The sequence below is a fragment of the Amycolatopsis sp. NPDC039088 genome, from assembly GCF_055598845.1.
In genome coordinates, this window is record NZ_JBVKAE010000026.1 from 95,883 (window position 1) to 118,686 (window position 22,804).

Genomic DNA, 22,804 nt, shown 5'->3' on the forward strand with positions numbered 1-22,804 from the left:
CGGGCTCATCCGACACCCGGGTGGGTGAGCCGATGCCAGGCCGCGACCACGAGTGCTTCGACGCCCGCCGACAGGGTCGGATGCGGGATCGGCGCGAACAGCGGCGAGTGGTTCGACGGGATGTCCTGTTCGAAGCGCCCGGCGGTCATCGCGGAGATGACCTGCTGCTCGTCCATCCCGCCCACCAGCCAGAACACCGACGGTACCCCGGCGGCGCGGCCGAACTCGCTGAAGTCCTCACTGCCGGTGACCAGCGGTGCCGGCATGACGCGCCCCTCGCCGAAGTGCTCCCGGAACGCGGCGGTGAGTGCGTCGGTGGCCGTCTCGTCGTTCTCGGTGACCGGGAACGCGCCGATGCGCTCGATCTCGGGCGGTTTCGGCGCGCCCGCGGTGGCCGCCTCGCCGTGCACGATCCGTTCGACCGCCGCGACCACCTTCTCCCGCACCGCCTGGTCGAACGACCGGATGTTGACCTCGAGCACGGCGTGGTCGGCGATGATGTTGTGCGCGGTGCCGACGTGCAGCGAACCGACGGTCACCACCGCCGACTCGGTCGCCGCGATCTCCCGCGAAACGATGGTCTGCAGCTTGAGCACCACGGACGCGGCGAGCACCGCGGGGTCCACCGTCGTCTCGGGGCGCGAACCGTGCCCGCCCCGGCCGTGCAGGGTGATGCGCAGCGCGTCGGTGGCCGCCATGATCACGCCCGGCCTGGTCAGCACCCAGCCCGCCGGACCGGGGACGACGTGCTGGCCGAATACGACGTCGGGCTTGCCCGCGGGCCCGAAGACCCCGTCGCGGACCATCCCCGCGGCGCCGTCCCCGGCTTCCTCTCCCGGCTGGAAGACGACCATCAGCGTGCCGGACCAGTGCTCACGTCCGGCCGCCAGCAGCGAGGCGGCGCCGGAGAGCCAAGTGGCGTGCATGTCGTGGCCGCAGGCGTGCATCACCGGGAAATCGCGGCCGTCGGCGTCGACCCCGCGCGCGGTGCTCGCGTAAGGCAGGCCGGTCTTCTCCTCGACCGGCAGCGCGTCGATGTCGGCACGCAGCATCACCTTCGGTCCCGGCCCGTTGCGCAGCACGCCCAGGACGCCGGTGCGCCCGACGCCGGTGTGCACCTCGTAGCCGTCGGCCTCCAAGCGCCGGGCCAGTTCGGCGGCGGTGCGGGTTTCGGCGAACGACAGCTCCGGATGCCGGTGGAGGTCGGTGTACAGATCTTCCAGTCCGGGAAGCGCCGCTTCCAGCGGTGCCAGGACACTCTTAAGGCTCACGACCCAATCCTGGCAGTATTACTCAATGTGAGCAGCCCCATCGCACCCCATCCATCGCAATTACCCACCGTGAGCACACGAGCCGCCCTCCCCGAACTGTCCGCCGACGTCTGCGCGAGGCTGCGGGAAGCCTTCCACCGGACGGGTTACGACGCCGACGGCGTGGTCGAGGCCCTCGGCTCCGCGCACGCCGCCCTCGGCCGCGGCGAGCCCGAACTCGCCTACCGCGCGACACGCGACGCCGGGGAACTCGGCACGCTGATCCGGCTGTTCCTCCTGGGCTCGACCGAACCCGAGAAGGACGTCGAGGCCGCTTTCGCGCCACTGGCCCTGGATGACGCGGTCGCCGCGACGCTGCTCGTCCCCGCGGCCGACGGTTACCGGGCCGGGCTCGACGTGCGCCCGCATGGCGACGACGAAGGCTCCTGGTGGGTCGTTTCGGACCTCGACGCCGACGTTCTCGGCCGGACTGTGCCTGAAGACCACGTGCTGGGGGTCGGGCACGCCTCGCTCAGCCTGATCCGCGCCACCAGCCGCCGCGAGGTCGGCAGCCTGCTCGATCTCGGCACCGGCAACGGCGTCCAGGCGCTGCACGCCACCCGCCACGCGAAGAAGGTCACCGCCACCGACGTCTCGGCGCGCGCGCTGGCGCTCGCCGCGGCCACCTTCCGGCTCAACGAACTGGACGTCGAACTCGTACCGGGCGAGTGGTTCGCGCCGGTCGCGCGCCGCCGGTTCGACCAGATCGTCTGCAATCCGCCGTTCGTGGTCGGCCCGCCGAGGGTCGACTACACCTACCGCGACTCCGGCCTCGCCGGCGACGACGCCAGCGCACTCGTGGTGCGGCAGCTGCCCGGGTTCCTCAACGACGGCGGGACCGGTCAGCTCCTCGCGTCCTGGCTGCATGTCGAGGGCGAGGATTGGGGCGATCGGGTGACCCGCTGGCTTCCCGCCGAGACCGACGCGTGGTTCGTCCAGCGGGACATCGCGGATCCGGGTCTGTACGTCGGCACGTGGCTGCGCGACGCGGGTATAGACCCCCGCTCCCCCGAGGGCCGCGCGAAATCCGGCGCCTGGCTCGATTGGTTCGCCGAAAACAACGTCCAGGGCATCGGCTTCGGCTTCGTCACCCTTCGCCGTGCCGCCGGCCAGACGCCGACGATCGTGTGCGAGGACCTCCGCCAGGCCTACGACGACCCGCTGGGCGCCGAGGCGGCGAACTGGCTGGACCGGGTGGAATGGCTGCGCGCCAACGGGGATTCGCTCCTCGATGTCCGGTTCCGCGTTCCGGAGAGCGTTCTGCTGGAGAGCGTCGCCGAGCCGGGCGAGGAGGGCTGGGCCACGACCGTCCAGCGGCTGCACCGCACCGACGGTCCCGGGTGGTCGCACGAGGTGGACGAACTGGCGACCCGGTTGCTCGCCGGCTGTCAGGGCGCGCTGCCCCTGGAAGACCTGATCGTGCTCCTGGCGGCCGCTCAGGGCCTCGAACCGGAGGAACTGGCCGCCGCCGCGCTGCCCGTCGTCCGCGAACTGGTCCGGCACGGCATGCTCCTCCCGGCCGTCTGATGCGGGCGGTGGTGGCGAGGGTCACGGAAGCGAGCGTGACCGTCGGCGACGAGGTGACCGGCGCCATCGCCGAGCCGGATTTGCTGGTGCTGCTGGGAATCCACGTCGACGACGACGTGACGAAGGCGGCGACGGTGGCTCGCAAACTGCACGAAGCTCGCATACTTCGCGACGAAGAGTCCTGTGCCACCACCGGTGCTCCCCTACTTGTCGTAAGCCAGTTCACCCTTTATGGCGATACCCGCAAAGGCCGCCGTCCGTCGTGGACGGCGGCCGCCCGGCCGGAAACCGCCGAGCCGCTCGTGGAAGCAGTGGTCGAGGCTTTGCGCGAACGCGGCGCCAGGGTCGAAACAGGCCGGTTCGGGGCCATGATGGCGGTCCGGAGCGTGAACGACGGTCCGTTCACGGTTCTGTTAGAGGTCTAGACCACGTTTGTTTCTCCCCCGCACGGGCATTCTCAGGAAAAGCTCAGGGTTGGTGGAGCAACGCCCCAGGTCAGCCGCCCGTCTCCTGTATAGCGGCCGGGAACGTTTTCGGACCTCCCGGCGTTGAGCCAAGTGTCCAGCCAAGCTGGGACGGCGAGGAGTAGCGGGTTTCCACAGGGCTTGCTACGCCGAGACGGATCCGGTGGACACATCGCAGCACGTTCAGCCCGTGACCGGGGAGGCAGAATGTCAGTCCAGACTCTCGAACGCGAAGCGCGCGGGATTCGCGAGCGCCGTATCCCGGCGCAATCCACCCAGGAGCCGGTGACAGCGGGGGTGCTCACCGACGCCGACCTCGACGCCCAGAGCCCGGCCGCGGACCTGGTTCGCGTGTACCTCAACGGAATCGGCAAGACGGCGCTGCTGTCCGCCGCCGACGAGGTCGAGCTGGCGAAGCGCATCGAAGCCGGGGTGTTCGCCCAGCACGTCATCGACACCGCCGAGAACCTCACGCCGAAGCGGCGCTCCGAGATGAGGGCCCTCGTGCGTGACGGCCACGTCGCGAAGAACCACCTGCTGGAGGCCAACCTCCGCCTCGTGGTCTCACTCGCGAAGCGCTACACCGGCCGGGGGATGCCGCTGCTCGACCTGATCCAGGAGGGGAACCTGGGTCTGATCCGCGCGGTGGAGAAGTTCGACTACTCCAAGGGGTTCAAGTTCTCGACCTACGCCACCTGGTGGATCCGCCAGGCCATCACCAGGGGGATGGCCGACCAGGGACGCACCATCCGGCTGCCCGTCCACCTGGTGGAACAGGTGAACAAGCTGGCCCGCATCAAGCGTGACCTGCACCAGCAGCTCGGGCGCGACGCCACGCACGAGGAACTGGCCGCGGAATCGGGCATTCCGGCGCACAAGATCTCCGATCTGCTCGACCACTCGCGTGACCCGGTGAGCCTCGACATGCCGGTCGGCACCGAGGAGGACGCCCCGCTCGGCGACTTCATCGAGGACTCCGAGGCGACCGACGCCGAGAGCGCCGTGATCTCCGGTCTGCTGCAGGACGACCTGCGCCGCGTGCTCGCGACGCTGGACGACCGGGAGTCCCAGGTGATCCGCCTGCGCTACGGCCTCGACGACGGCCAGCCGCGCACCCTCGACCAGATCGGCAAGCACTTCGGGCTCTCCCGTGAGCGCGTTCGCCAGATCGAGCGAGAGGTCATGTCGAAGCTTCGTCAGGGTGAGCGGGCCGACCGCTTGCGCGCCTACGCTTCGTAATCCCCACTGCGCCTTTAGACGCTCGAAAAGCGACACCCGTTCGGCAGCGTTGACTTATGACCTGCGTCACGAGACCGTCGAGCAGGTAATAAGTCTTCGCGGTCGGGTGTTCGCGCCCGGATCGCTTTCCCCGGGAGGTCGGGTCCGTCGGGGTGGGCCCGGCCTCCCGAACTAATTTGTGGGGCCCCGCGACAAATTGCGGAGTGCGAATTGCATTCCCGCCGCCTTCACCTGGACGTGACGCCGGTCACCTGGGGCCCGCCTAGTACCGTGGGCGGGTTCCCGATGCCGGCAAAGGAGCCCGCGCAGTGGCGCCCACCACGTTCCAGCACACTGAAGTCCTTCCGCTCGCGAAGGACACCCACACCGAGTACCGGCTGCTCGGCACCGAAGGTGTCGAGGTCGTCGAGGCGGCGGGCCGGAAGTTCCTCAAGGTCGAGCCCGAAGCGCTGACCAAGCTCGCCAAGACCGCGATCACCGACATCCAGCACCTGCTGCGCTCGTCACACCTGGCGCAGCTGCGCGCGATCGTCGACGATCCCGAGGCCAGTGGCAACGACCGGTTCGTCGCGATGGACCTGCTGCGCAACGCGGCGATCTCCGCCGGCGGCGTCCTCCCGATGTGCCAGGACACCGGCACCGCCATCGTGATCGGCAAGCGCGGCGAGGGCGTGCTCACCGGCGCCGACGACGAACGCGCGCTGTCGCGAGGCATTTTCGACGCCTATCAGGAGTTGAATCTGCGCTATTCGCAGATGGCGCCGGTGAATTTCTGGGATGAGCGCAATACGGGTACCAACTTGCCCGCGCAGATCGAGCTCTATCACAAAGACGGCCAAGGCGACCCGAGCTATGAATTCCTGTTCATGGCCAAGGGCGGCGGCAGCGCGAACAAGACGTTCCTCTATCAGGAAACGAAAGCGGTCCTGAACCCGAAGCGGCTCGCGAAGTTCCTCGACGAGAAACTGCGCAGCCTCGGCACCGCCGCCTGCCCGCCGTACCACCTCGCGATCGTCGTCGGCGGCACGTCGGCGGAGTTCAACCTCAAGGTCGCGAAGCTGGCCTCCGCCCGCTACCTCGACGACCTGCCCACCGAGGGTTCCGAGCTGGGCCACGGTTTCCGCGACGTCGACCTCGAACAGCAGGTGCTGGAGATGACGCGCCAGTTCGGCATCGGCGCGCAGTTCGGCGGCAAGTACTTCTGCCACGACGTCCGCGTGATCCGCCTGCCGCGGCACGGCGCGTCCTGCCCGGTCGGTGTCGCCGTCTCGTGCTCGGCAGACCGCCAGGCCAAGGCGAAGATCACCGCCGACGGCGTGTTCCTGGAGCAGCTCGAACGCGACCCGGCCCGGTTCCTGCCCGACGTCACCGAGGACGATCTGTCCGACGAGGTGGTGACCGTCGACCTCAACCGTCCGATGGCCGATATCCGCGCCCAGCTTTCGCAGCTGCCGGTGAAGACCCGCCTGTCGCTGACCGGCCCGCTCGTCGTCGCCCGCGACATCGCGCACGCGAAGATCGCCGAGCGGCTCGACGCGGGCGAAGAGATGCCTCAGTACCTTCGCGACCACCCCGTGTACTACGCGGGCCCGGCGAAGACGCCGGAGGGCTACGCGTCGGGTTCCTTCGGACCGACCACCGCGGGCCGCATGGACTCCTACGTCGAGCAGTTCCAGGCGGCGGGCGGTTCCCTGGTGATGCTGGCCAAGGGCAACCGGTCCAAGAAGGTGACCGCCGCGTGCGAGCAGCACGGCGGGTTCTATCTCGGTTCGATCGGCGGCCCGGCCGCGCGGCTCGCGCAGGACTGCATCAAGAAGGTCGACGTCCTCGAGTACGCCGAGCTGGGGATGGAGGCGGTCTGGAAGATCGAGGTCGAGGACTTCCCCGCGTTCATCGTCATCGACGACAAGGGCAACGACTTCTTCGAGGCCACCTCGGAACCGGTGCTGCAGATCAGCTTCCGGTGATATGAAAGGTCCTTTCCTTGCAAATTTCGCAAGGAAAGGACCTTTCATGGCGCGCGTGAGCGCGTTACCGCATCTGCTTCAACACCACGGTCCGCTCCCCCAGCGGCGCCGCCAGCGTCACCGAGATCACCGGGTACCGGATGTCCATCGTGCACATCTGGCCGGTCTGGCCCTTGAGTTCGGTCAGGTTGATGGTGACCCGGTTCCCGTCCTGCTGCGCCGCCTCCGCGGTCGCGTGCCCGCAGCCGCCTTCCTGGCCGCGGATGTTCAGGATCGTCCCGCCGTTGCTGGTGTGGACCTCACGCGGATAGTCCGCGGGAAGCGCCGACGCGTCGAGTTGCTTGTCCGGCAGCTTGGTGCTGCCTTCCGGCACCTCCTGGCGCGGCGCATTGGGGACGCCGGGCTGGCTCCCCGGTGCGGGAGCGGGCGACGAGGAAGGCGGCACGGTACTCAGGTTGCCGCTGCCCTGGCCGCTCCCGGGTTCCACCGCCTGGTTCTGCGCCCCGCAGGCGGATACCGCAACGACGATCAGGCCTAGGCCGATGACATTCGTTAAGTACCTCATGTGCCTAGGACGGAACGGGACCCTCATGGGGTTGCACATGATCTCAACCCGCTTCCAGAACGACGGCCCGCGAACCGATGGGCTCGGCCAGCCGCACCGGCAGGACGGCGTAGCGGATCACCTGCGGGCACATCCGTCCGGGATCCCCGTGGTCGATCTTGATCTTGACCACGACCCGCTGCGCGTTCTGCTCGGCCAGGTTCGCCGTCGCCTCGTCACAGCCGCTGAGTTCGACGTGCACGTTCAGCGTCGTGCCGGTTCCCGCGCTGGCTTGAGCGGGCACCTTGGCGTCGACCTGCGACGGCGGCAGCATCGCGTCCGAGGGCGGTGGGCCGACGGTCGGCCGCGACATCGGTGGTTTCGCGACCGGCGGGCTCGCCGGGAGTGAGGTGGGCAGATCCGAGGGTGTGGTGACGACCGGCGGGGTACTCGTGTTCGCCGGTGCTCCCGGGCCGCCCGCGCCGCAGGCCGCCGTCGCGGCGAGCACGAGCCCCGCGCCTAGCGTCTTCGCTGCGTTCTTCATGGCTTCAAGACGGAGCGAACGCCCGATGAGGTTGCATCACCGCCGCTCTGTCATTCAACGCTGGGCGGCGCGTCCGCGAACCAGCCCGAGGAGCACGACCCCCGCGAGGGTGACGGCCAGCAGCAGCACCGTGCTCGCCGAGGCGAGGAACACCTGTCCCCGGTCCGTGAGCGCGAAAATGCTCGCGGGCAGCGTGCGCCAGTCCGGTGGGTACAGCATCATCGTCGCGCCCAGTTCGCCCATCGACATCGCCAGCGCGAGACTCGCCGACGCCGAGATCGACGGCAGCAGCACCGGCAGCCGGACCCGGAGCAGCACCCGGACCGGCCCCGCCCCAAGGCTCGCCGCCGCCTGCGCCAGCAGCGGGTCCATCCGCGCGATCGCGGCGGAGACGGTGCTGAAGGAGAACGGCAGCAGGATCATCACGTGCCCGAGCAGCACGATCCAGCGCGTCCCGTTGAAGGCCAGCGGCGGACGGCTGAACGCCACCAGCAAAGCCAGTCCCAGCACCACCGATGGCACCGCGATCGGCAGGTGGAACAGGGTGTCGACGGCTTTGCGGACCCGGGGGCCGGCGGACCGCGCGGCGAGCGCGGCCCAGGTCCCCAGCAGCACCGAGACCAGCGAGGCGATGACACCGGTCTGGATGCTCACCGAAAGGCTCGCGAACGTCTCCCCCGACAACGCCTGCGCGAAATGCGAACCGGTGAGCGCGCCCGGCAGCAAACCGGTCCAGTTCCCGGCGACCGACGCCAGCACGATCATCAGCAGCGGCGCCAGCACGATCGCGGTGAACAGCACCGCGAACACCGTCCACAGCAGGATCCGGCTACGCCTCGTCCACAGCAGCACGACGGCCTCCCTTCGTCAGACGCCGGTAAGTTCCGTACAGGGCGAGGGAGAACACGACGTTGACCACCGCGATGACACACGCCTGCGGGAAGTCGAACGTGACGATTCCCTTGCCGTAGACCAGCATCGGCAACGTCGTGACGTCCTTGGCGCCGAGGAACAGCACGATGCCGAACTCGTTCATCGCCAGCAGCATGGTCAGGCAGGCGCCGGAAGCCAGTGACACCCACGCTTCCGGCAGGATCACTTGACGCAGTACGCGGCCGGGTTTCGCGCCGAGGCTGGCCGCGACCTCCATCTGCGCCGAGGAGACCTGGCCGAACGCGGCGAGCGCCGGCCGCATCACGAACGGCGTGTAGAAGGTGATCTCCGCGAGCAGGATCCCGAACGGCGAGTACAGGAAACCGCCGGCGCCCAGGATTCCCGCGCTGCCGTAGATGAAGGTGAAGGCGAGCGCGATGAGGAACGACGGGAACGCGAGGACGGTGTCCACCAGCCGCGAAAGCGTCCGGGCACCCGGGAACGGGACGAACGCGATCACCAGCGCGAGGAACGTCCCGAGCACCACACAGCCCGCGGTGGCACCGAGGGCGAGCGCGACGGTCTTCCAGGCGGCGTCCCGGAATTCGGCCGAACCCAGCACGTCCAGCCATACCGACAGGCCGAACTCGCCGGTCTTCGATTCCAGCGATTGCAGGACGACCAGCACGAGCGGATAGCCGAAGAACCCGAGCAGGACGAGCACCGGCGGCAGCAGGAGCCAGCCGCGGGCCGCCGGTTTCTCCCGGCGCCGCGCCGGTGCCGACGGGGCGGCCAGTGCGAGGCCGGTCATCCGATCCCCACCAGTGGGCAACCGTCCGGAATGGACACTCCGACCCGCTCCCCCACGCCAGGCAGCCCCTCGACGTCGGGAACCTCGGCCCGTACCTCGCCGCCGTCGTGCGCGAGTTCGAGGTCGAGCCGGAAACCCGTGCCGCGCCACTGGACGCCGCGCAGGATCGCGGGCAGCGCGCCGGGAGCGTCCACCGCGGTGATCCCGACCCGGTGGGGCCGGACACCGAGCGCGACCGGCTGCCCAACCCGGATCACACCGGACGGGTCCGCCGCCAGTTCACGGCCACCGAGCCGGACCCGGGTGCCATCGGTGCGGATCAGCTCCACCGGGATGAGATTGGACGCGCCGAGGAAGCTCGCGGTGAACTCCGTCGACGGCCGCTGGTACAGCTCACGGCTCGGGCCGAGTTCGACCAGCTTCGAGTCGCGCATGACCGCGATCCGGTCGGCCAGCGCCAGCGCCTCACCCTGGTCGTGGGTGACGTAGATCAGCGTGGTGTCGGGCAGTTCGGCCCGCAGCCGCAGCAGTTCCGCGACCATGTCCTCGCGCAGGGCGGCGTCCAAAGCGGACAGTGGTTCGTCCAGCAGCAGCACCCGAGGCCGGATGGCCAAGGCCCGCGCGAGCGCGACCCGCTGCTGCTGCCCGCCCGAAAGCTCACGAGGGTAGCGGCGGGCGTACTTGCCCATCCCGACCAGTTCCAGCGCTTCGGCGACCCGGCTCTCGGTTTCGGCACGAGGAGTCTTGCGTGCCTTGAGCCCGAACGCGACGTTCGCCTCGACGCGCATATGCGGGAACAGCGCGTAGCTCTGGACGACCACACCGAGACCGCGCCGATGCGGCGGCAGGTCGGTGACGTCCTCGCCGTCGAGCAGGACCCGGCCGGTGCTCGGCGCGACGAAACCCGCGAGTGCCTTCAAGGCCGTCGATTTGCCGGAGCCGGACGGCCCGAGCATGGCAAGGGTCTCCCCTCTCGCCACGGTGAGGTCCAGTGGCGAAAGCGCGGTCGTCTGTCCGAAACGGACGGACACCCCGCGGAACTCGACCGCCGGGGTCATCGGCCGACGGCCTTCTTGTACGCGGCGAGGCCGGCGTCGAGCTTCGCGAGCACGGCGTCCCAGTCCGGCTGCCAGATCTCGACGCCGTCGAGCGCGGCCTTCACCTTCTCCGCCCGCGGCCCGGACGGCGTGACGTCGGTCCGCGCCGGGGCGCCGAAAGCGTCCACGGCCTTGCCCTGCACCTCGGTCGAGAGCAGGAAATCCAGGAACTTCTTGGCGTTCTCGGCGTGCGGCGCGTTGTTCACGAGACCGGCGTAGTACGGGAGCGCGAACGTGGACCGCTTGCCCTGCGCGTCGGCCGGGAAGAAGACCTCGAATCCACCGCTCTTCTCGATCGAGGCGAGGTTCATCTGGACGTCGCCGTTGGCCACCAGGATCTCGGCCTTGGCCACCTTCGGCTGCAGCTTGCCGGTGGAGGACGACGGGCCGACGTTGTTGGCTTCGAGTTTCGTGAGGTATTCGAGCGCGCCCTGTTCACCGAGGACGTGCTGGAGTTGCAGCAGTACCGCGGTGCCGTCACCCGCCTCACCGGGGGTCGAGTACTGGATCTTGCCCTTGAGCGCGGGCGCGAGCAGGTCGTCCCAGGTCTTGGGCGAGACCTGGGGATTGCGGATGAAGCTGAGGTAGTTGTTCATGATGGCGAAGTAGCGGCCCTGGCCGTCCTTCTGCCCGGCGGGGACCTGGTCGATCCCGGACGGCGCCGTGGTGGCGAGCAGGCCCTGCGACGCGGCGCGCTGGATGAACGGCGGAAGCGTGACCAGGATGTCGGCCTGGGTGTTGGCCTTCTCCTTCTCCACCCGCGAAGCGACTTCTCCCGATCCGGCGGTGACCGCCTGCACGGTGATCCCGGTCTTCGCCTTGAACTCCTCGACGCGCTGGGCGTACCAGTCTTCGAGTCCGTCCACTGTGTACAACGTGACGGTCTGGTCGCCGGACGCGCCACCGGCGGTGCCGCCACAGGCGGCCAGGGTGACCGTGAGCAACCCGGCGAGGGCGGCGGCCGCGAGTTTCTTCATGTCGTCAAAGCTCCTTTTAGGACAGCATGCTGGGGAGGTCGCGGACGGATTCGAGGACGTGGGTGGCTCCGGCGGCTTCGAGCTCCGGCTTCTTCGCCGATCCGGTGAGCACGCCGACGACGACCGAAGCGCCCGAGGAGAGGCCGGTTTGGATGTCCGAGGGTGTGTCACCGGCGACGGCGATCCGGCGGACGTCGCTGATTTCGAGCCGCAACGCGGCGGCGAGGACGAGGTCGGGGAACGGACGGCCACGCACGCCTTCTCCCGGCGCCAACACGGCGTCGGCGAGGCCGCGCCAGCCCAGCGCGTCCAGGATCGCGTTCTGGGTGGCGGGTGCGAAGCCGGTGGTGAGCGCCACCTTCACGCCTCGCGCGCGCAGCTCCTGGATCGTCTCCTCGGCGCCGGGGATCGGCTCACAGTGGCCGTCGGCGACGAGTTTCCCGTAGGCGGCCTGGAATTCGGTGTTCGCGCGCTGGGCGAGATCCTCGTCCCCGTCGAGCAGGGCGCGGAAGACGACGATCTTGGACTGACCCATGGTTTCGACTACGTAGTCGAGCATTCCCGGGTAGCGCGTGTCCTCTTCGGACACTCCGGCGGCGGCGATCGCCTCGGTGAAGGCACGGATCACCAGGCCGTCGTCGGCGACGGTGGTACCCGCCATGTCCAGGACGACGAGTTCGGTGTTCACCACGACAGCTCCTCGGCGGTGTCTTCGGCGATGGCGGGGGAACAGGTCATGCCCCGGCCACCGGGGCCGGTGACGAGCCAGGCGTTGTCCGCGACACGGGCGCGGTGGACGATCCGGGCGGTGTCGACGGTCTGGGCGTAGACCCCGGCCCAGCGGCGGGCGATACGCGGGAGCGGCCGTCCGAGCAGCGCCCCGGCGACCTCGGCCAAGTGGTCGTACGGGTCTTCGGTGGTGTCGAAGGAGAACGGCTCGTCGTACTCGTGGGTGTCGCCGATGGTCAGCGAGCCGTCGAGGCGCTGGACCATGAGCAACTGCATGGCGTTCGCCGCGGCGACGGCACCCTGCGGCTGGCGTGCGTTGAGGTCGTCGAGCGCCTCGCCGCGGTACGCGGGGTAGTAGCGGAAGCTGTCCGCGTCGGCGACGGTGGTGGTGAGGGCTTCGCCGAGGGGCTCGGTCTGGGCCATCTGCAGCCGTACGCGGCGGATCGGGGTCTGCCCGGCGAGTTCCTTCACCAGACCGCCCATCCACGCGCCGGTGCACAGGACGACAACGTCGCCTTCGTGGGTTTCGCCGGTGTCGTCGACGACGCCCCGGGTGGTCAGGTCGCGGATCTCGCGGCCGGGCACCCAGGTGTAGCGGCCGGATTTCGCCAGTTCGGCGCGCAGCGCGGGCTGGGCGACGCGCGGTTCGACGGCGGCGTCGCGGTCGCACCAGAGCGCGCCGAGGAACTCGCCGCGCAGGGCCGGGTTCAGCGCGCGGGACTCGGCGGCGTCGAGCAGCTTGAAGCCGCGCTCCTCCGTGCTCGCCGCGGCGGCGCGGGCGACGGCGAGTTCGGCCTCCGTGCGGACGACGGTGAGGGAGCCGTTCGGCCGGAAGCCGATCCCGGGCACGCGTTCGCCGATGCGCTCCCACAGCACTCGCGCCCTGGCGGCGGTCTCCAGTTCGAGCCCGGTGGCGCGGCCGCCGACCCAGACCAGCCCGAAGTTGCGCACGGACGCGCCCCGGGCTTCGGGTTCGCGTTCGATCTGGACGACGTCGTGGCCGCGTTCGACGGCCTGCCAGGCGTGCTGAGTGCCGAGCACTCCGCCGCCGATGATGAGGATTCGCACACCGCAGACGCTCGCCTGCGCGCACCAACGCCTCGTGACCTTGGCCCTAACCCTAGGTGAAGTACCTTCGAAACTTGGACCAGACCTGTTATCTTTGCGTTACATTACACCGCGTTTCGTCCTCTGAATGCGGTCGTTGAAAGTGCAAATACCGCAACTAGAGGACTAAACGCGTGAGGGGTTACTCCACGCGGCCGAGGCGGGTTTCGAAGGACAGCCGGTCACCGCGGAACAGCGACCGGACGCGTTCGAACGGGATGCCGTCGGTTCCCCACGACGTCCGGTGCATCAGCAGCATCGGCAACGCCGGATTTGTCCCGATCAACAGCGCTTCCCGGGGTGTGGCGAGCACGGTCTCGACTCGCTCCTCGGCGCCGTCGAAGACCACGCCGAGCCTTTCCCTTAAACACGCGTAGAGCGACTGTGTGGGATCGAACACATCCATGAGCGTCGGGAATCGCTCGGCGGTGAGATAGGTCGATTCCAGCCCGACCCGCTCATCGTCGGCCAGCAGTACCCGCTCGATGTGGATCACGTCGTCGTCCGGATCGATTTCCAGTTCCGAAGCCAGCGACGGACCGGCTTCCCGGCGTTCCAAAGAGATCAGATTCCGGCCCGGCTCGATGCCCTGCCTCCTGAGTCCTTCGGTGTAACTCACCAAAGCGAGCGGCTGCACGAGCTTGGGGCCCGCGACATAGGTGCCGCTCCCCTGCCGCCTGCTGAGACGGCCTTCGAGCACGAGCTCGCCGACGGCCTGGCGGACCGTCGCGCGAGAAACCTCGAAACGTTCGGACAGTTCCCTTTCGGTGGGAAGTACCGCACCTTGCCCCAATTCGGAGATCACGTCGAGCAGTTCGACTTTGACCGCGTAATAACGTGGAACGCGGCCGTGTTCGGGAATACCGTCCCGGACCGGGCCGTCGGCAGAAGGATGGACTCTTGGTGAACGTGTTCTCACTGTCCAGATCTTAGGCCGAGTTCACCTGGGCTGTACTGACCCGAACGAAGTGTTCATGCCACGCTCACACTCGTGGACGAACAGAACTCCCTCGCCCGGCGGCTCGGCACCCGCGACGCCGTCTTCATCGGCCTCGGCTCCATGATCGGCGCGGGGGTCTTCGTCGCTTTCGCCCCCGCCGCGCGAGCCGCGGGCGCCTGGCTCCCGGCGGGGCTCGCCCTCGCCGCCGTGGTCGCCTACTGCAACGCGACGTCTTCGGCGCGGTTGGGCGCGCTCTATCCGGCGTCCGGCGGCACCTACGTCTACGGACGCGAACGGCTCGGCGAATTCTGGGGGCATCTGGCCGGCTGGGGGTTCGTGGTCGGCAAGACCGCCAGTTGCGCGGCGATGGCGTTGACCGTCGTCACCTACGCCGCTCCCGGACTCGGCCAGCCGTGGCGGGGCCTGTTCGCGGTCGGCGTCGTGGCGGCACTGACCGGGCTCAACTACCGCGGTGTCCAGCGTTCGGCTTTCGCGACCAGGCTGATCGTGTCCATCACGCTGACGATCCTCGCGCTGGCGGTGGCGGCGATGCTCTTCGGCGGCGGCCTGCCGTCGGGATCGCCGGGTTCGGTCGCCGCGCCCGGCGTCGGGGGCGTGCTGGAGGCGGCAGGCCTGCTGTTCTTCGCTTTCGCCGGCTACGCGCGGATCGCGACACTGGGTGAGGAGGTTCGCGATCCGGCGCGCACCATCCCCCGGGCGGTGCCGATCGCACTCGGGCTGGCGTTGGTCGTCTACGCCGTGCTCGCCTTCGTCCTGCTGTACCAGCTCGGGCCGGATCTGCTGGGCCGCAGCCCGGACCCGATCGCGGAGGGGGTCGAGCGGTCGTCCTGGTCGTGGTTGACCCCCGCCGTGCGGGTGGGCGCGATGCTCGCCGCGGTGGGTTCGCTGCTCGCGCTCGTGCTGGGCGTTTCACGCACCACGCTGGCCATGGCGCGCGACGGGCATCTCCCGCGCTACCTGACCGCGGTCCACCCCCGCTTCGGCGTCCCGCACCGGGCCGAACTCACCGTCGGCGTCGTCGTCGCCCTCCTCGCGAGCACCGTCGACCTCCGCGGCGCGATCGGCTTCTCCTCGTTCGCGGTGCTGGCGTACTACGCCGTCGCGAACGCCAGCGCGCTGACGCTGCGGCCGGGGTCCCGGCTGATCGCCGTCGTGGGCCTGCTCGGCTGCCTGGTGCTTGCGTTCAGTCTTCCGGCGGTTTCGGTGCTCACCGGTTCAGGAGTACTGGCGTTAGGCGCTCTGGGCTACGCCATTCGTCGGCGCTTCGCGTCGAACGTCCGTTAATCACCATCATCGGTCGAAAGATCCGAAGAAAGTCGGTTGTCCCGGCATCCGTCCACCTGCTGTAGTCAGTTGGCCGCAGTCAGTCTCCCTGCCTCCACTGTGGACAGCCGGAAGGAATGAACCCTTGGACATCAAGCGTCGGTTCAGCCTGCTCAAAAAGACCCTGATCGCCGTCGCGGCGGCCGGAACCCTGGCGGGTCTCGCCACGGCTCCGCAAGCCGCGGCCGCTCAGCCGCCGTCCACCGACGTGGTCGGTGGAACCCGAGCCGCCCAGGGTGAATTCCCTTGGATGGTAAGGCTTTCCATGGGCTGCGGTGGTGCGCTCTACACCCAGCAGATCGTCCTGACCGCCGCGCACTGCGTGTCGCGGACCGGGGCCAACACGACCATCACCGCGACCCTCGGTGTCGTCGACCTGCAGAGCACCGCGGCCAAGAAGGTCAAGTCGACCTACGTGTACCGGTCGCCGACCTACCCCACCTCCACCGGTGGTGACTGGGCGCTGATCAAGCTCGCCAGCCCGGTCACCGGGATCCCGACCCTGCCGATCGCGGGCACGACGGCCTACAACAGCGGCACGTTCACCGTGGCCGGCTGGGGTGCGGCGACCGAGGGCGGGGCGCAGCAGCGCTACCTGCTCAAGGCCACCGTGCCGTTCGTGTCCGACGCGACCTGCAAGGCGCAGGGCGGCAGCTACGCCGACCTGATCGACAGCGCCGAGATCTGCGCCGGCAACATCGACTCCGGCGGCGTCGACACCTGCCAGGGTGACTCGGGCGGACCGATGTTCCGCCGCGACAGCGCCGGTGCCTGGATCCAGGTCGGCATCGTCAGCTGGGGCGAAGGCTGCGCGCGGGCGCACGCTCCCGGCGTCTACACCGAGGTGAGCACCTTCGCGACCGCGATCAAGAACGCGGCCGCCGGGCTCTAGCCTCAGCGCACGGCATGCCATGAAAGGTCCTTTCCTTGCGAAATTTGCAAGGAAAGGACCTTTCATGGCGTTCGGGACACCTCAGCGGGTCTTGTCCAAACGCGACAGTGCTTCCTCGTACCCCGAAACGAGTTCCGCGATCACGTCGGCGACCGGCCGCACCCGGTCCATCCGCCCGACGATCTGCCCCACCGGCATCGAGACGACCGTCGGATCCGCCGCGTGATGGATCCTGTTGTGCGCGTGGGAAACCAGCAGGTTCTGCAGCGGCATCGGCAGCGGTTCGGGCGCGTCGGGCGCGGCCCACGCCTCGGTCCACCGCGTCTTGAGCAGCCGCGCCGGTTTGCCGGTGTAGATCCGTGTCCGGACGGTGTCGGACGAACCCGCCGCGACCAGCGCCCGTTGCATGGCCTCGGATTCTCCCATGGTCTGCAGATATTCCTCGGTGGCGAGCCAGAACGAGCCCATCCACACCCCGGAAGCGCCCAGCGCGAGCGCCGCCGCGACCTGTCGTCCTGAGCCGATCCCGCCCGCGGCGAGCACCGGCGCCCGGTCGCCGACGGCGTCGACGACCTCGGGCAGCAAGACCATCGACGCGATCTCGCCGGTGTGCCCGCCCGCCTCATAGCCTTGCGCCACAACGAGATCGACGCCGTTGTCGACGTGCCGGACGGCGTGTTCGGCCTTGCCAGCCAAAGCCGCGACCGGCACGCCCTTCGCGTGACACTGTTCGATGACGTCGACAGGTGGTGACCCCAACGCGTTGGCGATCAACCGGATGGGGTGCTTGAGCGCGACCTCGACATGTGACCGGGCGACCGAATGCAGCCAGCCCAATACGCCGGCGCGTTCGTCGGTGTCGTCCGGCAGCGGTGGGACGGCGAGGTCACGCAGAGTCCGCTCCACGAAGTCGCGATGCTCCTGCGGGATGTGTTTCGCGAGATCGATCGACGTCCCCTCGGCCGGGATCTTGGCAGGCATCACGATGTCGACGCCGTAGGGTTTGCCGCCGGTGTTCTCGTCCATCCAGGACAGGACGGCGTCGAGTTCGGCGGCGTCGTTGAACCGCACGCAGCCCAGCACGCCCAGCCCACCCGCCCGGCTGATCGCCGCGGCGACGTGTTCGGACGGGGTGAACCCGACGATCGGCAGGTCGATCCCGAGCCGCTCACAGAGAGACGTCCGCATGTGGTTCCTTACTCATGCCGGTTGGATGGTGACGGGCTCGTGCTCGCTGGCGTAGCGCTGCGCCCAGGGATAGTCCGGTTTTCCGCTGGGAGACCGCCCGATCTCCTCGGCGAGCCAGAGGGTGCGCGGCACCTTGTACCCGGCGATCTCGGTACGGACATGCGCCTCGAGCGCGGCGACGTCCAGGTCTTTGCCTGCCCGAGGCTGGATCACCGCGGCCACGCGCTGGCCGAGCCGGTCGTCGGGGATGCCGATCACGAGCGCGTCGAAGACGTCCGGATGCGACTTCAGCGCACCCTCGACTTCTTCCGGGTAGACCTTCTCGCCGCCGGTGTTCACGCACTGCGACCCCCGGCCGAGCAGGGTCACCGTGCCGTCTTCCTCGTAGCGCGCGTAGTCACCCGGAACGACGTAGCGCTTGCCGTCGACCTCGATGAAGATCTTCTCGGTCTTCACGGGATCCTTGTAGTAGCCGAGCGGGACGTGCCCGCGGCGCGCGATCAGCCCGATCGCGCCGGGCTTCGGATCGACGAGCCCGCCGTCGTCGTCCACCAGGATCGCGTCCTTGCCGAAGCTGACCCGGGGACCGGCGGAATGATCGGAGTCCTTGCTGACCATGCCGATGCCGGTGAAACCGCTTTCGGAGGAGCCGATCGCATCGGTGATCACCACGTTCGGGAGCATCGCCAGGAACTCCTGCTTCACCGATTGGGAGAACAGGGCGGCGTGGCTCGACACCGCGACGATCGACGACGCGTCGTAGTCGCCCTCGCGGTAGGCCTCGATCAGTGGCCGCGCCATCGCGTCGCCGACGATGGTGAGCACCTGAACCTTGTTGTCCTGCACGGCTTTCCAGATCTCATGCGCGTCGAATCGCGGCACGAACACGACCGGGCTCCCGGTGAACAGCGCGCCGAAAGCGGCCCACTGCGCGGCGCCGTGGATCAGCGGCGCGGCGGGCAACCGGACCAGGCTGCCCGACTTGCCCTGTTCGGCGAGCGTCCATTCGTCCGGGACGTACTCGCCGGTGACGAAGTTGATGCCGCCGCCGAGTGCGCGCCAGATGTCCTCGTGGCGCCACAGCACGCCCTTGGGATATCCGGTGGTTCCGCCGGTGTAGAGGATGTAGATGTCGTCGGCGCTGCGCTCGGGGAAGTCGCGCTCGGGTGAGCCTTCGGCGAGCGCGGCTTCGTAGTCCACGCCGCCGTAGGACGAGTAGTCGCCGTCGCTTCCGTCGTCGACAACGACAACGTGTTTCAGTTTGGGCGTTTCCGGCAGTACGGCGGCCACCTTGTCCGAATAGCCGCGCTCGTGGACCAGCGCCACGAGGTCGGCGTTGTCGAAGAGGTACCGCAGTTCGCCGTGGACGTAACGGTAGTTGACGTTGATGGCGATCGCGCGCAGCTTGTACGCGGCGATCATCGATTCCAAAGCCTCGATGGAGTTCCGGGAATAGACACCGATGTGGGATCCGGGTCCCACGCCGTGTGCGGCGAGATGGTGCGCCAGCCGGTTGGCGCGCTCTTCCAGTTCGGCGAAGGTGACCCGCCGATCGCCACAGACGACCGCGATGCGCTCCGGCACGGCGTCGACGGCGTGCTCGAGTAGATCCGCGATGTTGAGTGCCACTCCTTCAAAGTAGAACATGTTATCGTTCTGGGCAATGGTGGCGATTTCAGTGGAGGCCGGGGCCTTGGAGGACGTGGTGGGCGAACCGCACGCGCTGGTGGAAAAGATCGAACACACCCTCGTGGTCACGATGAACCGGCCGGAGGCCCGCAACGCGCTCAGCGGCGAGATGCTCGGGATCATGGTCGAGGCGTGGAACCGCGTCGACGCGGACGACGACATCCGGTGCTGCGTGCTCACCGGCGCGGGCGGCGCGTTCTGCGCGGGCGCGGATCTGAAGTCGATGTCGAAGAACTCCCCGTCCGACTCGTTCGAGAAGGGCACGTTCGACCCCAGCCGGATCGAAGGCCTGCTCAAGGGGCGACGGCTGACGAAACCGTTGATCGCGGCCGTCGAGGGCCCGGCGATCGCGGGCGGCACGGAGATCCTGCAGGGCACGGACCTGCGCGTCGCGGGCGAGAGCGCGAAGTTCGGGGTGTCGGAAGCGCGGTGGAGCCTGTTCCCCATGGGCGGTTCGGCCGTCCGGCTCCCCCGCCAGATCCCGTACACCGTCGCCGCCGATCTGCTGCTGACCGGACGGCACATCACGGCGGCCGAGGCGCTGAAGATCGGCCTGATCGGGTACGTCGTCCCGGACGGCACGGCGCTGGACAAGGCGATGGAGCTGGCGGGGCTGATCTCCGCGAACGGGCCGCTCGCGGTCCGCGCGATCCTCAAGACCCTGCGCGACACCGAGGGCATGCACGAGGAAGAGGCCTTCAAGCTCGACGCCCAGTACGGCATCGAGGTCTTCGCGAGCGAAGACGCGAAGGAAGGCCCACGCGCCTTCGCCGAGAAGCGCAAGCCCGTCTTCAAGGGCCGCTGATCCCCACGCATTTCGTCCTCTCAATGCGGTAGTTGCCCACGCAAGTACCGCATTGAGAGGACTAAACGCGGTAGTTCGTGAAGTGAACTACCGCGTTCAGAGGACGAAATGCGGTCAGGGGAGGGCGTGGCCCGCCCAGTAGGGGTCGCGGAGCTTGCGCTTGTAGAGCTTCCCGTTCGGGTCACGCGGGAGTTCGGGCAGGTAATCGACCGAACGCGGGAGCTTGAACTTCGCCAGCCGGGACGCCGCGTACTCGAGGATCTCGGCGGTCAGCTCATCGGAAGGCTCGACACCGTCCACGGGCTGTACGACGGCCTTGATCGCCTCGCCCCAGTCCTCGTGCGGGACACCGAACACCGCGACGTCGGCGATCTTCGGATGCATCACCAGTTCACCCTCGATCTCCGCCGGGTAGATGTTCACCCCGCCCGAGATGATCAGATCCGCCTTGCGGTCGTGCAGGAACAGGTAACCGTCCTCGTCGAGATGCCCGACGTCGCCGAGAGTGAACAGGTCGCCGACCCGCGCCTTGGCCGTCTTGGCCCGGTCCTTGTGGTACTCGAACTTAGAGTCGCCCATCTTCATGTAGACGGTGCCGGTCTCGCCGGCGGGAAGCTCCTTGCCCTCGTCGTCGAGGATCTTGATCGTCGAACCCGGCCACGGCAACCCCACCGAACCCGGTTTCTTGAGCCATTCCTCCCCCGAGATCGCCGTGCCGCCACCCTCGGTGGCCGCGTAGTACTCGGTGACGACCGGCCCCCACCAGTCGAGCATCCGGCGTTTGACCTCCAGCGGACAAGGCGCGGCGCCGTGGATCATCACGCGCAGCGAACTCAGGTCGTAGGCCGCGCGGACGTCGTCCGGCAGCGCGAGCAACCGCCGGAACTGCGTCGGGACCATATGGCTGTGCGTGACCCGGTGCCGCCCGATCAGCCGCAGCATCTCCTCGGCGTCCCAGCGGTCCATCAGCACCGCGGTATGCCCCAGCTGCAGCGAGATGGCGACGAAGTTGAGCACCGCCGTGTGATAGAGCGGCGAACCGCACAGGTGCACGTGCCCGTCGTGCGGCGCCAGCCCGAAGATCCCGAAGAACCACGTCGAAGCGCCGGGGACTTCGTCGGGATCGGCGCCGCTCAGCGGCCGCCGGACACCCTTGGGCCGCCCCGTGGTCCCCGACGTGTAGAGCATCGGCGAGCCGGCCGTGCGCCGCTCCGGGCGCCCGTCTCCCTCGCCCGAACCGAGTTCCTCGATCCGCCGGAAGCCCGCGACGTCGCCCACCGCGAACCGCGCCCGCTCCGGGATCCCGGCCTCGTCGGCGGCCGCGATCGCGACGTCGGCGAACCGTTCGTGCGCGAGGAACGCCTTGGCGCCGCTGTCGGCGAGGATGTAGGCGACCTCCGGCCCGACCAGATGCCAGTTGACCACCACGATGTACAACCCGGACTGGATGGCGGCGAAGTAGGCCGCCACGAGTTCGTCCCCGTTGGGCTGCAGGACGACGACCACGTCCCCGGCCTCGAGCCCGAGTGCCTGCAGGCCCCGGGCGTAGGCGTTCGCCTTCGCGGCGAGCTCGCCATAGCCGATCGAGCGGCCGTCCGGATCGACGAGCGCGACCCGCTCCGGCTCCTGTGCGGCGATATTCCAGACCCCAAGTGTCCCCGTGGCTGTCGGCATACGCGCAAATCTAGAACGCGTTCCACTCAAGAGCAACCGCCAGGGAGGCCCAGATGGCCGATCTTGCCGGAAATTCGAGAACGTGTTTCACTCAGGTCGTGAGTGCACCAGAACTCCCGCTGTCGGCCCCGCTCAACGTGGGCTTCGACTACACGCGTTCAGTCGGCCCGGTGCTCGGGCGGTTCGTCAACGCCCTGCGCGAGCGCCGCGTCGAAGGCGTCCGGGGCAGCGACGGCCGCGTCCACGTGCCGCCACTGGAATACGATCCCGTGACCGCCGAGGCGCTGTCCGAGTTCGTGCCGGTCGCCGCCGAGGGCGAGATCGTGTCCTGGTCGTGGATCGTCGAACCGCTCGACGGCCAGCCCCTGTCGCGGCCGTTCGCGTGGGCCCTGATCAAGCTCGACGGCGCCGACACCTCGATCCTGCACGCGGTCGACGCGGGCAGCCCCGGAGAAGTCCACACCGGGCAACGGGTGCGGATCCGCTGGGCGGATGAGACGGTCGGGCATATCCGCGACATCGCCTACTTCGTCCCCGCCGACGGACCCGACACCGAACTCACCGAGGCGCCGCCCCCGATCGCGAAGCGCGAGGACGGCGCGCCGGTCAGCGTGGTGATCACGCCGATCCATCTGCGCTACCGGCATTCCGCGTCGCCGGAGGAGAGCCGGTACCTGCGCGGGCTCGCCGAAGGAAAGCTGATCGGCCAGCGCTGCCCGTCGTGCGACAAGGTCTACATCCCGCCGCGCGGCGCTTGCCCGACCGACGGCGTCCCGACCACCGACGAGGTCGAACTCGCCGACACCGGCATCGTCACCACGTTCTGCATCGTGAACGTGCCATTCCTCGGCCAGCGGATCAAACCGCCGTATGTCGCGGCGTACATCCTGCTCGACGGCGCGGACATCGCGTTCCTCCATCTGGTCCTCGGCTGCGACGCTGCCGACGTCCGGATGGGCATGCGTGTGCGCGCGGCCTGGAAACCGCGGGACGAATGGTGGACGTCGCTGGAGAACATCGACCATTTCGAACCGACCGGCGAGCCGGACGCGCCCTACGAATCCTTCGCCCACCATCTGTGAG

At 68.8% G+C, this 22,804-nt stretch carries 21 protein-coding genes; 8 read left to right on the forward strand and 13 right to left on the reverse strand.

Annotation, left to right across the window (positions count from 1 at the left end; translation table 11 throughout):
- Positions 1-5 precede the first annotated feature (5 nt).
- Positions 6-1,271 (reverse strand): amidohydrolase, encoded by a 1,266-nt coding sequence (locus ACZ7KI_RS29560; RefSeq protein WP_470276325.1) that lies wholly within the window; start codon positions 1,269-1,271, stop codon positions 6-8.
- 69 nt (positions 1,272-1,340) lie between these two features.
- Between ACZ7KI_RS29560 and ACZ7KI_RS29565 the strand changes: the two genes are divergently transcribed.
- From ACZ7KI_RS29565 to ACZ7KI_RS29580, 4 genes are all read left to right on the forward strand, one after another.
- On the forward strand, positions 1,341-2,837 hold the full coding sequence (locus tag ACZ7KI_RS29565; protein WP_470276326.1) for a DUF7782 domain-containing protein: 1,497 nt from the start codon (positions 1,341-1,343) through the stop codon (positions 2,835-2,837).
- Positions 2,837-3,262, forward strand: coding sequence for a D-aminoacyl-tRNA deacylase (gene dtd / locus ACZ7KI_RS29570; RefSeq protein WP_470276327.1), 426 nt, complete (start codon positions 2,837-2,839; stop codon positions 3,260-3,262). The genes ACZ7KI_RS29565 and dtd overlap by 1 nt, the downstream gene beginning before the upstream one ends.
- Positions 3,263-3,508: 246 nt before the next feature.
- Positions 3,509-4,540 carry a sigma-70 family RNA polymerase sigma factor gene (locus ACZ7KI_RS29575; protein WP_470276328.1) on the forward strand — a complete coding sequence of 344 codons (1,032 nt, stop codon included), beginning with the start codon at positions 3,509-3,511 and terminating at the stop codon, positions 4,538-4,540.
- Positions 4,541-4,848: 308 nt separating this feature from the next.
- Entirely contained in the window at positions 4,849-6,507 is a 1,659-nt protein-coding gene (locus ACZ7KI_RS29580) for a fumarate hydratase (RefSeq protein ID WP_470276329.1), read from the forward strand.
- A gap of 64 nt (positions 6,508-6,571) precedes the next feature.
- Here the strand turns inward: ACZ7KI_RS29580 and ACZ7KI_RS29585 are convergent, their stop codons facing one another.
- The 9 genes from ACZ7KI_RS29585 to ACZ7KI_RS29625 form a co-directional block, all read right to left on the reverse strand.
- Positions 6,572-6,994, reverse strand: a complete 423-nt coding sequence (locus ACZ7KI_RS29585; RefSeq protein WP_470276330.1) for a hypothetical protein — start codon at positions 6,992-6,994, stop codon at positions 6,572-6,574.
- A gap of 121 nt (positions 6,995-7,115) precedes the next feature.
- Complete coding sequence (locus tag ACZ7KI_RS29590) at positions 7,116-7,595, reverse strand: hypothetical protein (protein ID WP_470276331.1); 480 nt, start codon at positions 7,593-7,595, stop codon at positions 7,116-7,118.
- Positions 7,596-7,649: 54 nt separating this feature from the next.
- Positions 7,650-8,447: an ABC transporter permease gene (locus ACZ7KI_RS29595; RefSeq protein ID WP_470276332.1), complete on the reverse strand. Its 798-nt coding sequence runs from the start codon at positions 8,445-8,447 to the stop codon at positions 7,650-7,652.
- Entirely contained in the window at positions 8,425-9,279 is an 855-nt protein-coding gene (locus ACZ7KI_RS29600) for a 2-aminoethylphosphonate ABC transporter permease subunit (RefSeq protein WP_470276333.1), read from the reverse strand. Before ACZ7KI_RS29600 ends, ACZ7KI_RS29595 begins: the two co-directional genes overlap by 23 nt.
- Positions 9,276-10,337, reverse strand: a complete 1,062-nt coding sequence (locus tag ACZ7KI_RS29605) for an ABC transporter ATP-binding protein (protein ID WP_470276334.1) — start codon at positions 10,335-10,337, stop codon at positions 9,276-9,278. The genes ACZ7KI_RS29600 and ACZ7KI_RS29605 overlap by 4 nt, the downstream gene beginning before the upstream one ends.
- Positions 10,334-11,353 carry a 2-aminoethylphosphonate ABC transporter substrate-binding protein gene (locus tag ACZ7KI_RS29610; protein WP_470276335.1) on the reverse strand — a complete coding sequence of 340 codons (1,020 nt, stop codon included), beginning with the start codon at positions 11,351-11,353 and terminating at the stop codon, positions 10,334-10,336. Before ACZ7KI_RS29610 ends, ACZ7KI_RS29605 begins: the two co-directional genes overlap by 4 nt.
- Before the next feature lie 16 nt (positions 11,354-11,369).
- On the reverse strand, positions 11,370-12,044 hold the full coding sequence (locus tag ACZ7KI_RS29615; protein WP_470276336.1) for a phosphonatase-like hydrolase: 675 nt from the start codon (positions 12,042-12,044) through the stop codon (positions 11,370-11,372).
- Positions 12,038-13,150 carry a TIGR03364 family FAD-dependent oxidoreductase gene (locus ACZ7KI_RS29620; RefSeq protein ID WP_470276337.1) on the reverse strand — a complete coding sequence of 371 codons (1,113 nt, stop codon included), beginning with the start codon at positions 13,148-13,150 and terminating at the stop codon, positions 12,038-12,040. The genes ACZ7KI_RS29615 and ACZ7KI_RS29620 overlap by 7 nt, the downstream gene beginning before the upstream one ends.
- 181 nt (positions 13,151-13,331) lie before the next feature.
- Complete coding sequence (locus ACZ7KI_RS29625; RefSeq protein WP_470276338.1) at positions 13,332-14,108, reverse strand: GntR family transcriptional regulator; 777 nt, start codon at positions 14,106-14,108, stop codon at positions 13,332-13,334.
- A 72-nt stretch (positions 14,109-14,180) separates the two neighbouring features.
- Between ACZ7KI_RS29625 and ACZ7KI_RS29630 the strand changes: the two genes are divergently transcribed.
- Both ACZ7KI_RS29630 and ACZ7KI_RS29635 read left to right on the forward strand, forming a co-directional pair.
- Positions 14,181-15,434 carry an APC family permease gene (locus ACZ7KI_RS29630; protein WP_470276339.1) on the forward strand — a complete coding sequence of 418 codons (1,254 nt, stop codon included), beginning with the start codon at positions 14,181-14,183 and terminating at the stop codon, positions 15,432-15,434.
- A gap of 124 nt (positions 15,435-15,558) precedes the next feature.
- A complete protein-coding gene (locus tag ACZ7KI_RS29635) occupies positions 15,559-16,365 on the forward strand; it encodes a S1 family peptidase (protein ID WP_470276340.1) in 807 nt (268 codons plus the stop codon).
- An 81-nt stretch (positions 16,366-16,446) separates the two neighbouring features.
- Here ACZ7KI_RS29635 and ACZ7KI_RS29640 read toward each other — a convergent pair whose 3' ends face one another.
- Together ACZ7KI_RS29640 and ACZ7KI_RS29645 are read right to left on the reverse strand one after the other, a co-directional pair.
- Positions 16,447-17,553 carry an NAD(P)H-dependent flavin oxidoreductase gene (locus ACZ7KI_RS29640; RefSeq protein ID WP_470276341.1) on the reverse strand — a complete coding sequence of 369 codons (1,107 nt, stop codon included), beginning with the start codon at positions 17,551-17,553 and terminating at the stop codon, positions 16,447-16,449.
- Between the two features lie 12 nt (positions 17,554-17,565).
- Positions 17,566-19,182 carry an acyl-CoA synthetase gene (locus ACZ7KI_RS29645; protein ID WP_470276342.1) on the reverse strand — a complete coding sequence of 539 codons (1,617 nt, stop codon included), beginning with the start codon at positions 19,180-19,182 and terminating at the stop codon, positions 17,566-17,568.
- 76 nt (positions 19,183-19,258) lie between these two features.
- On the opposite strand from ACZ7KI_RS29645, the gene ACZ7KI_RS29650 reads away from it, so the two are divergent.
- The gene (locus tag ACZ7KI_RS29650) at positions 19,259-20,047 is read left to right on the forward strand and encodes a crotonase/enoyl-CoA hydratase family protein (protein WP_470276372.1); all 789 of its coding nucleotides are present in this window, start codon (positions 19,259-19,261) and stop codon (positions 20,045-20,047) included.
- A gap of 114 nt (positions 20,048-20,161) precedes the next feature.
- Here the strand turns inward: ACZ7KI_RS29650 and ACZ7KI_RS29655 are convergent, their stop codons facing one another.
- Positions 20,162-21,721, reverse strand: coding sequence for an acyl-CoA synthetase (locus tag ACZ7KI_RS29655; protein WP_470276343.1), 1,560 nt, complete (start codon positions 21,719-21,721; stop codon positions 20,162-20,164).
- 53 nt (positions 21,722-21,774) lie between these two features.
- Here ACZ7KI_RS29655 and ACZ7KI_RS29660 point away from each other — a divergent pair, with 53 nt between their 5' ends.
- Entirely contained in the window at positions 21,775-22,803 is a 1,029-nt protein-coding gene (locus ACZ7KI_RS29660; protein WP_470276344.1) for a Zn-ribbon domain-containing OB-fold protein, read from the forward strand.
- Position 22,804: the final 1 nt, after the last annotated feature.

Bases quoted from the DNA above. Each gene is read 5' to 3' on its own strand.
- dtd (WP_470276327.1), top strand. From the start codon at position 2,837: ATGCGGGCGGTGGTGGCGAGGGTCACGGAAGCGAGCGTGACCGTCGGC.
- ACZ7KI_RS29575 (WP_470276328.1), top strand. From the start codon at position 3,509: ATGTCAGTCCAGACTCTCGAACGCGAAGCGCGCGGGATTCGCGAGCGC.
- ACZ7KI_RS29590 (WP_470276331.1), bottom strand. From the start codon at position 7,595: ATGAAGAACGCAGCGAAGACGCTAGGCGCGGGGCTCGTGCTCGCCGCG.
- ACZ7KI_RS29600 (WP_470276333.1), bottom strand. From the start codon at position 9,279: ATGACCGGCCTCGCACTGGCCGCCCCGTCGGCACCGGCGCGGCGCCGG.
- ACZ7KI_RS29605 (WP_470276334.1), bottom strand. From the start codon at position 10,337: ATGACCCCGGCGGTCGAGTTCCGCGGGGTGTCCGTCCGTTTCGGACAG.
- ACZ7KI_RS29610 (WP_470276335.1), bottom strand. From the start codon at position 11,353: ATGAAGAAACTCGCGGCCGCCGCCCTCGCCGGGTTGCTCACGGTCACC.
- ACZ7KI_RS29640 (WP_470276341.1), bottom strand. From the start codon at position 17,553: ATGCGGACGTCTCTCTGTGAGCGGCTCGGGATCGACCTGCCGATCGTC.
- ACZ7KI_RS29655 (WP_470276343.1), bottom strand. From the start codon at position 21,721: ATGCCGACAGCCACGGGGACACTTGGGGTCTGGAATATCGCCGCACAG.
- ACZ7KI_RS29660 (WP_470276344.1), top strand. From the start codon at position 21,775: ATGGCCGATCTTGCCGGAAATTCGAGAACGTGTTTCACTCAGGTCGTG.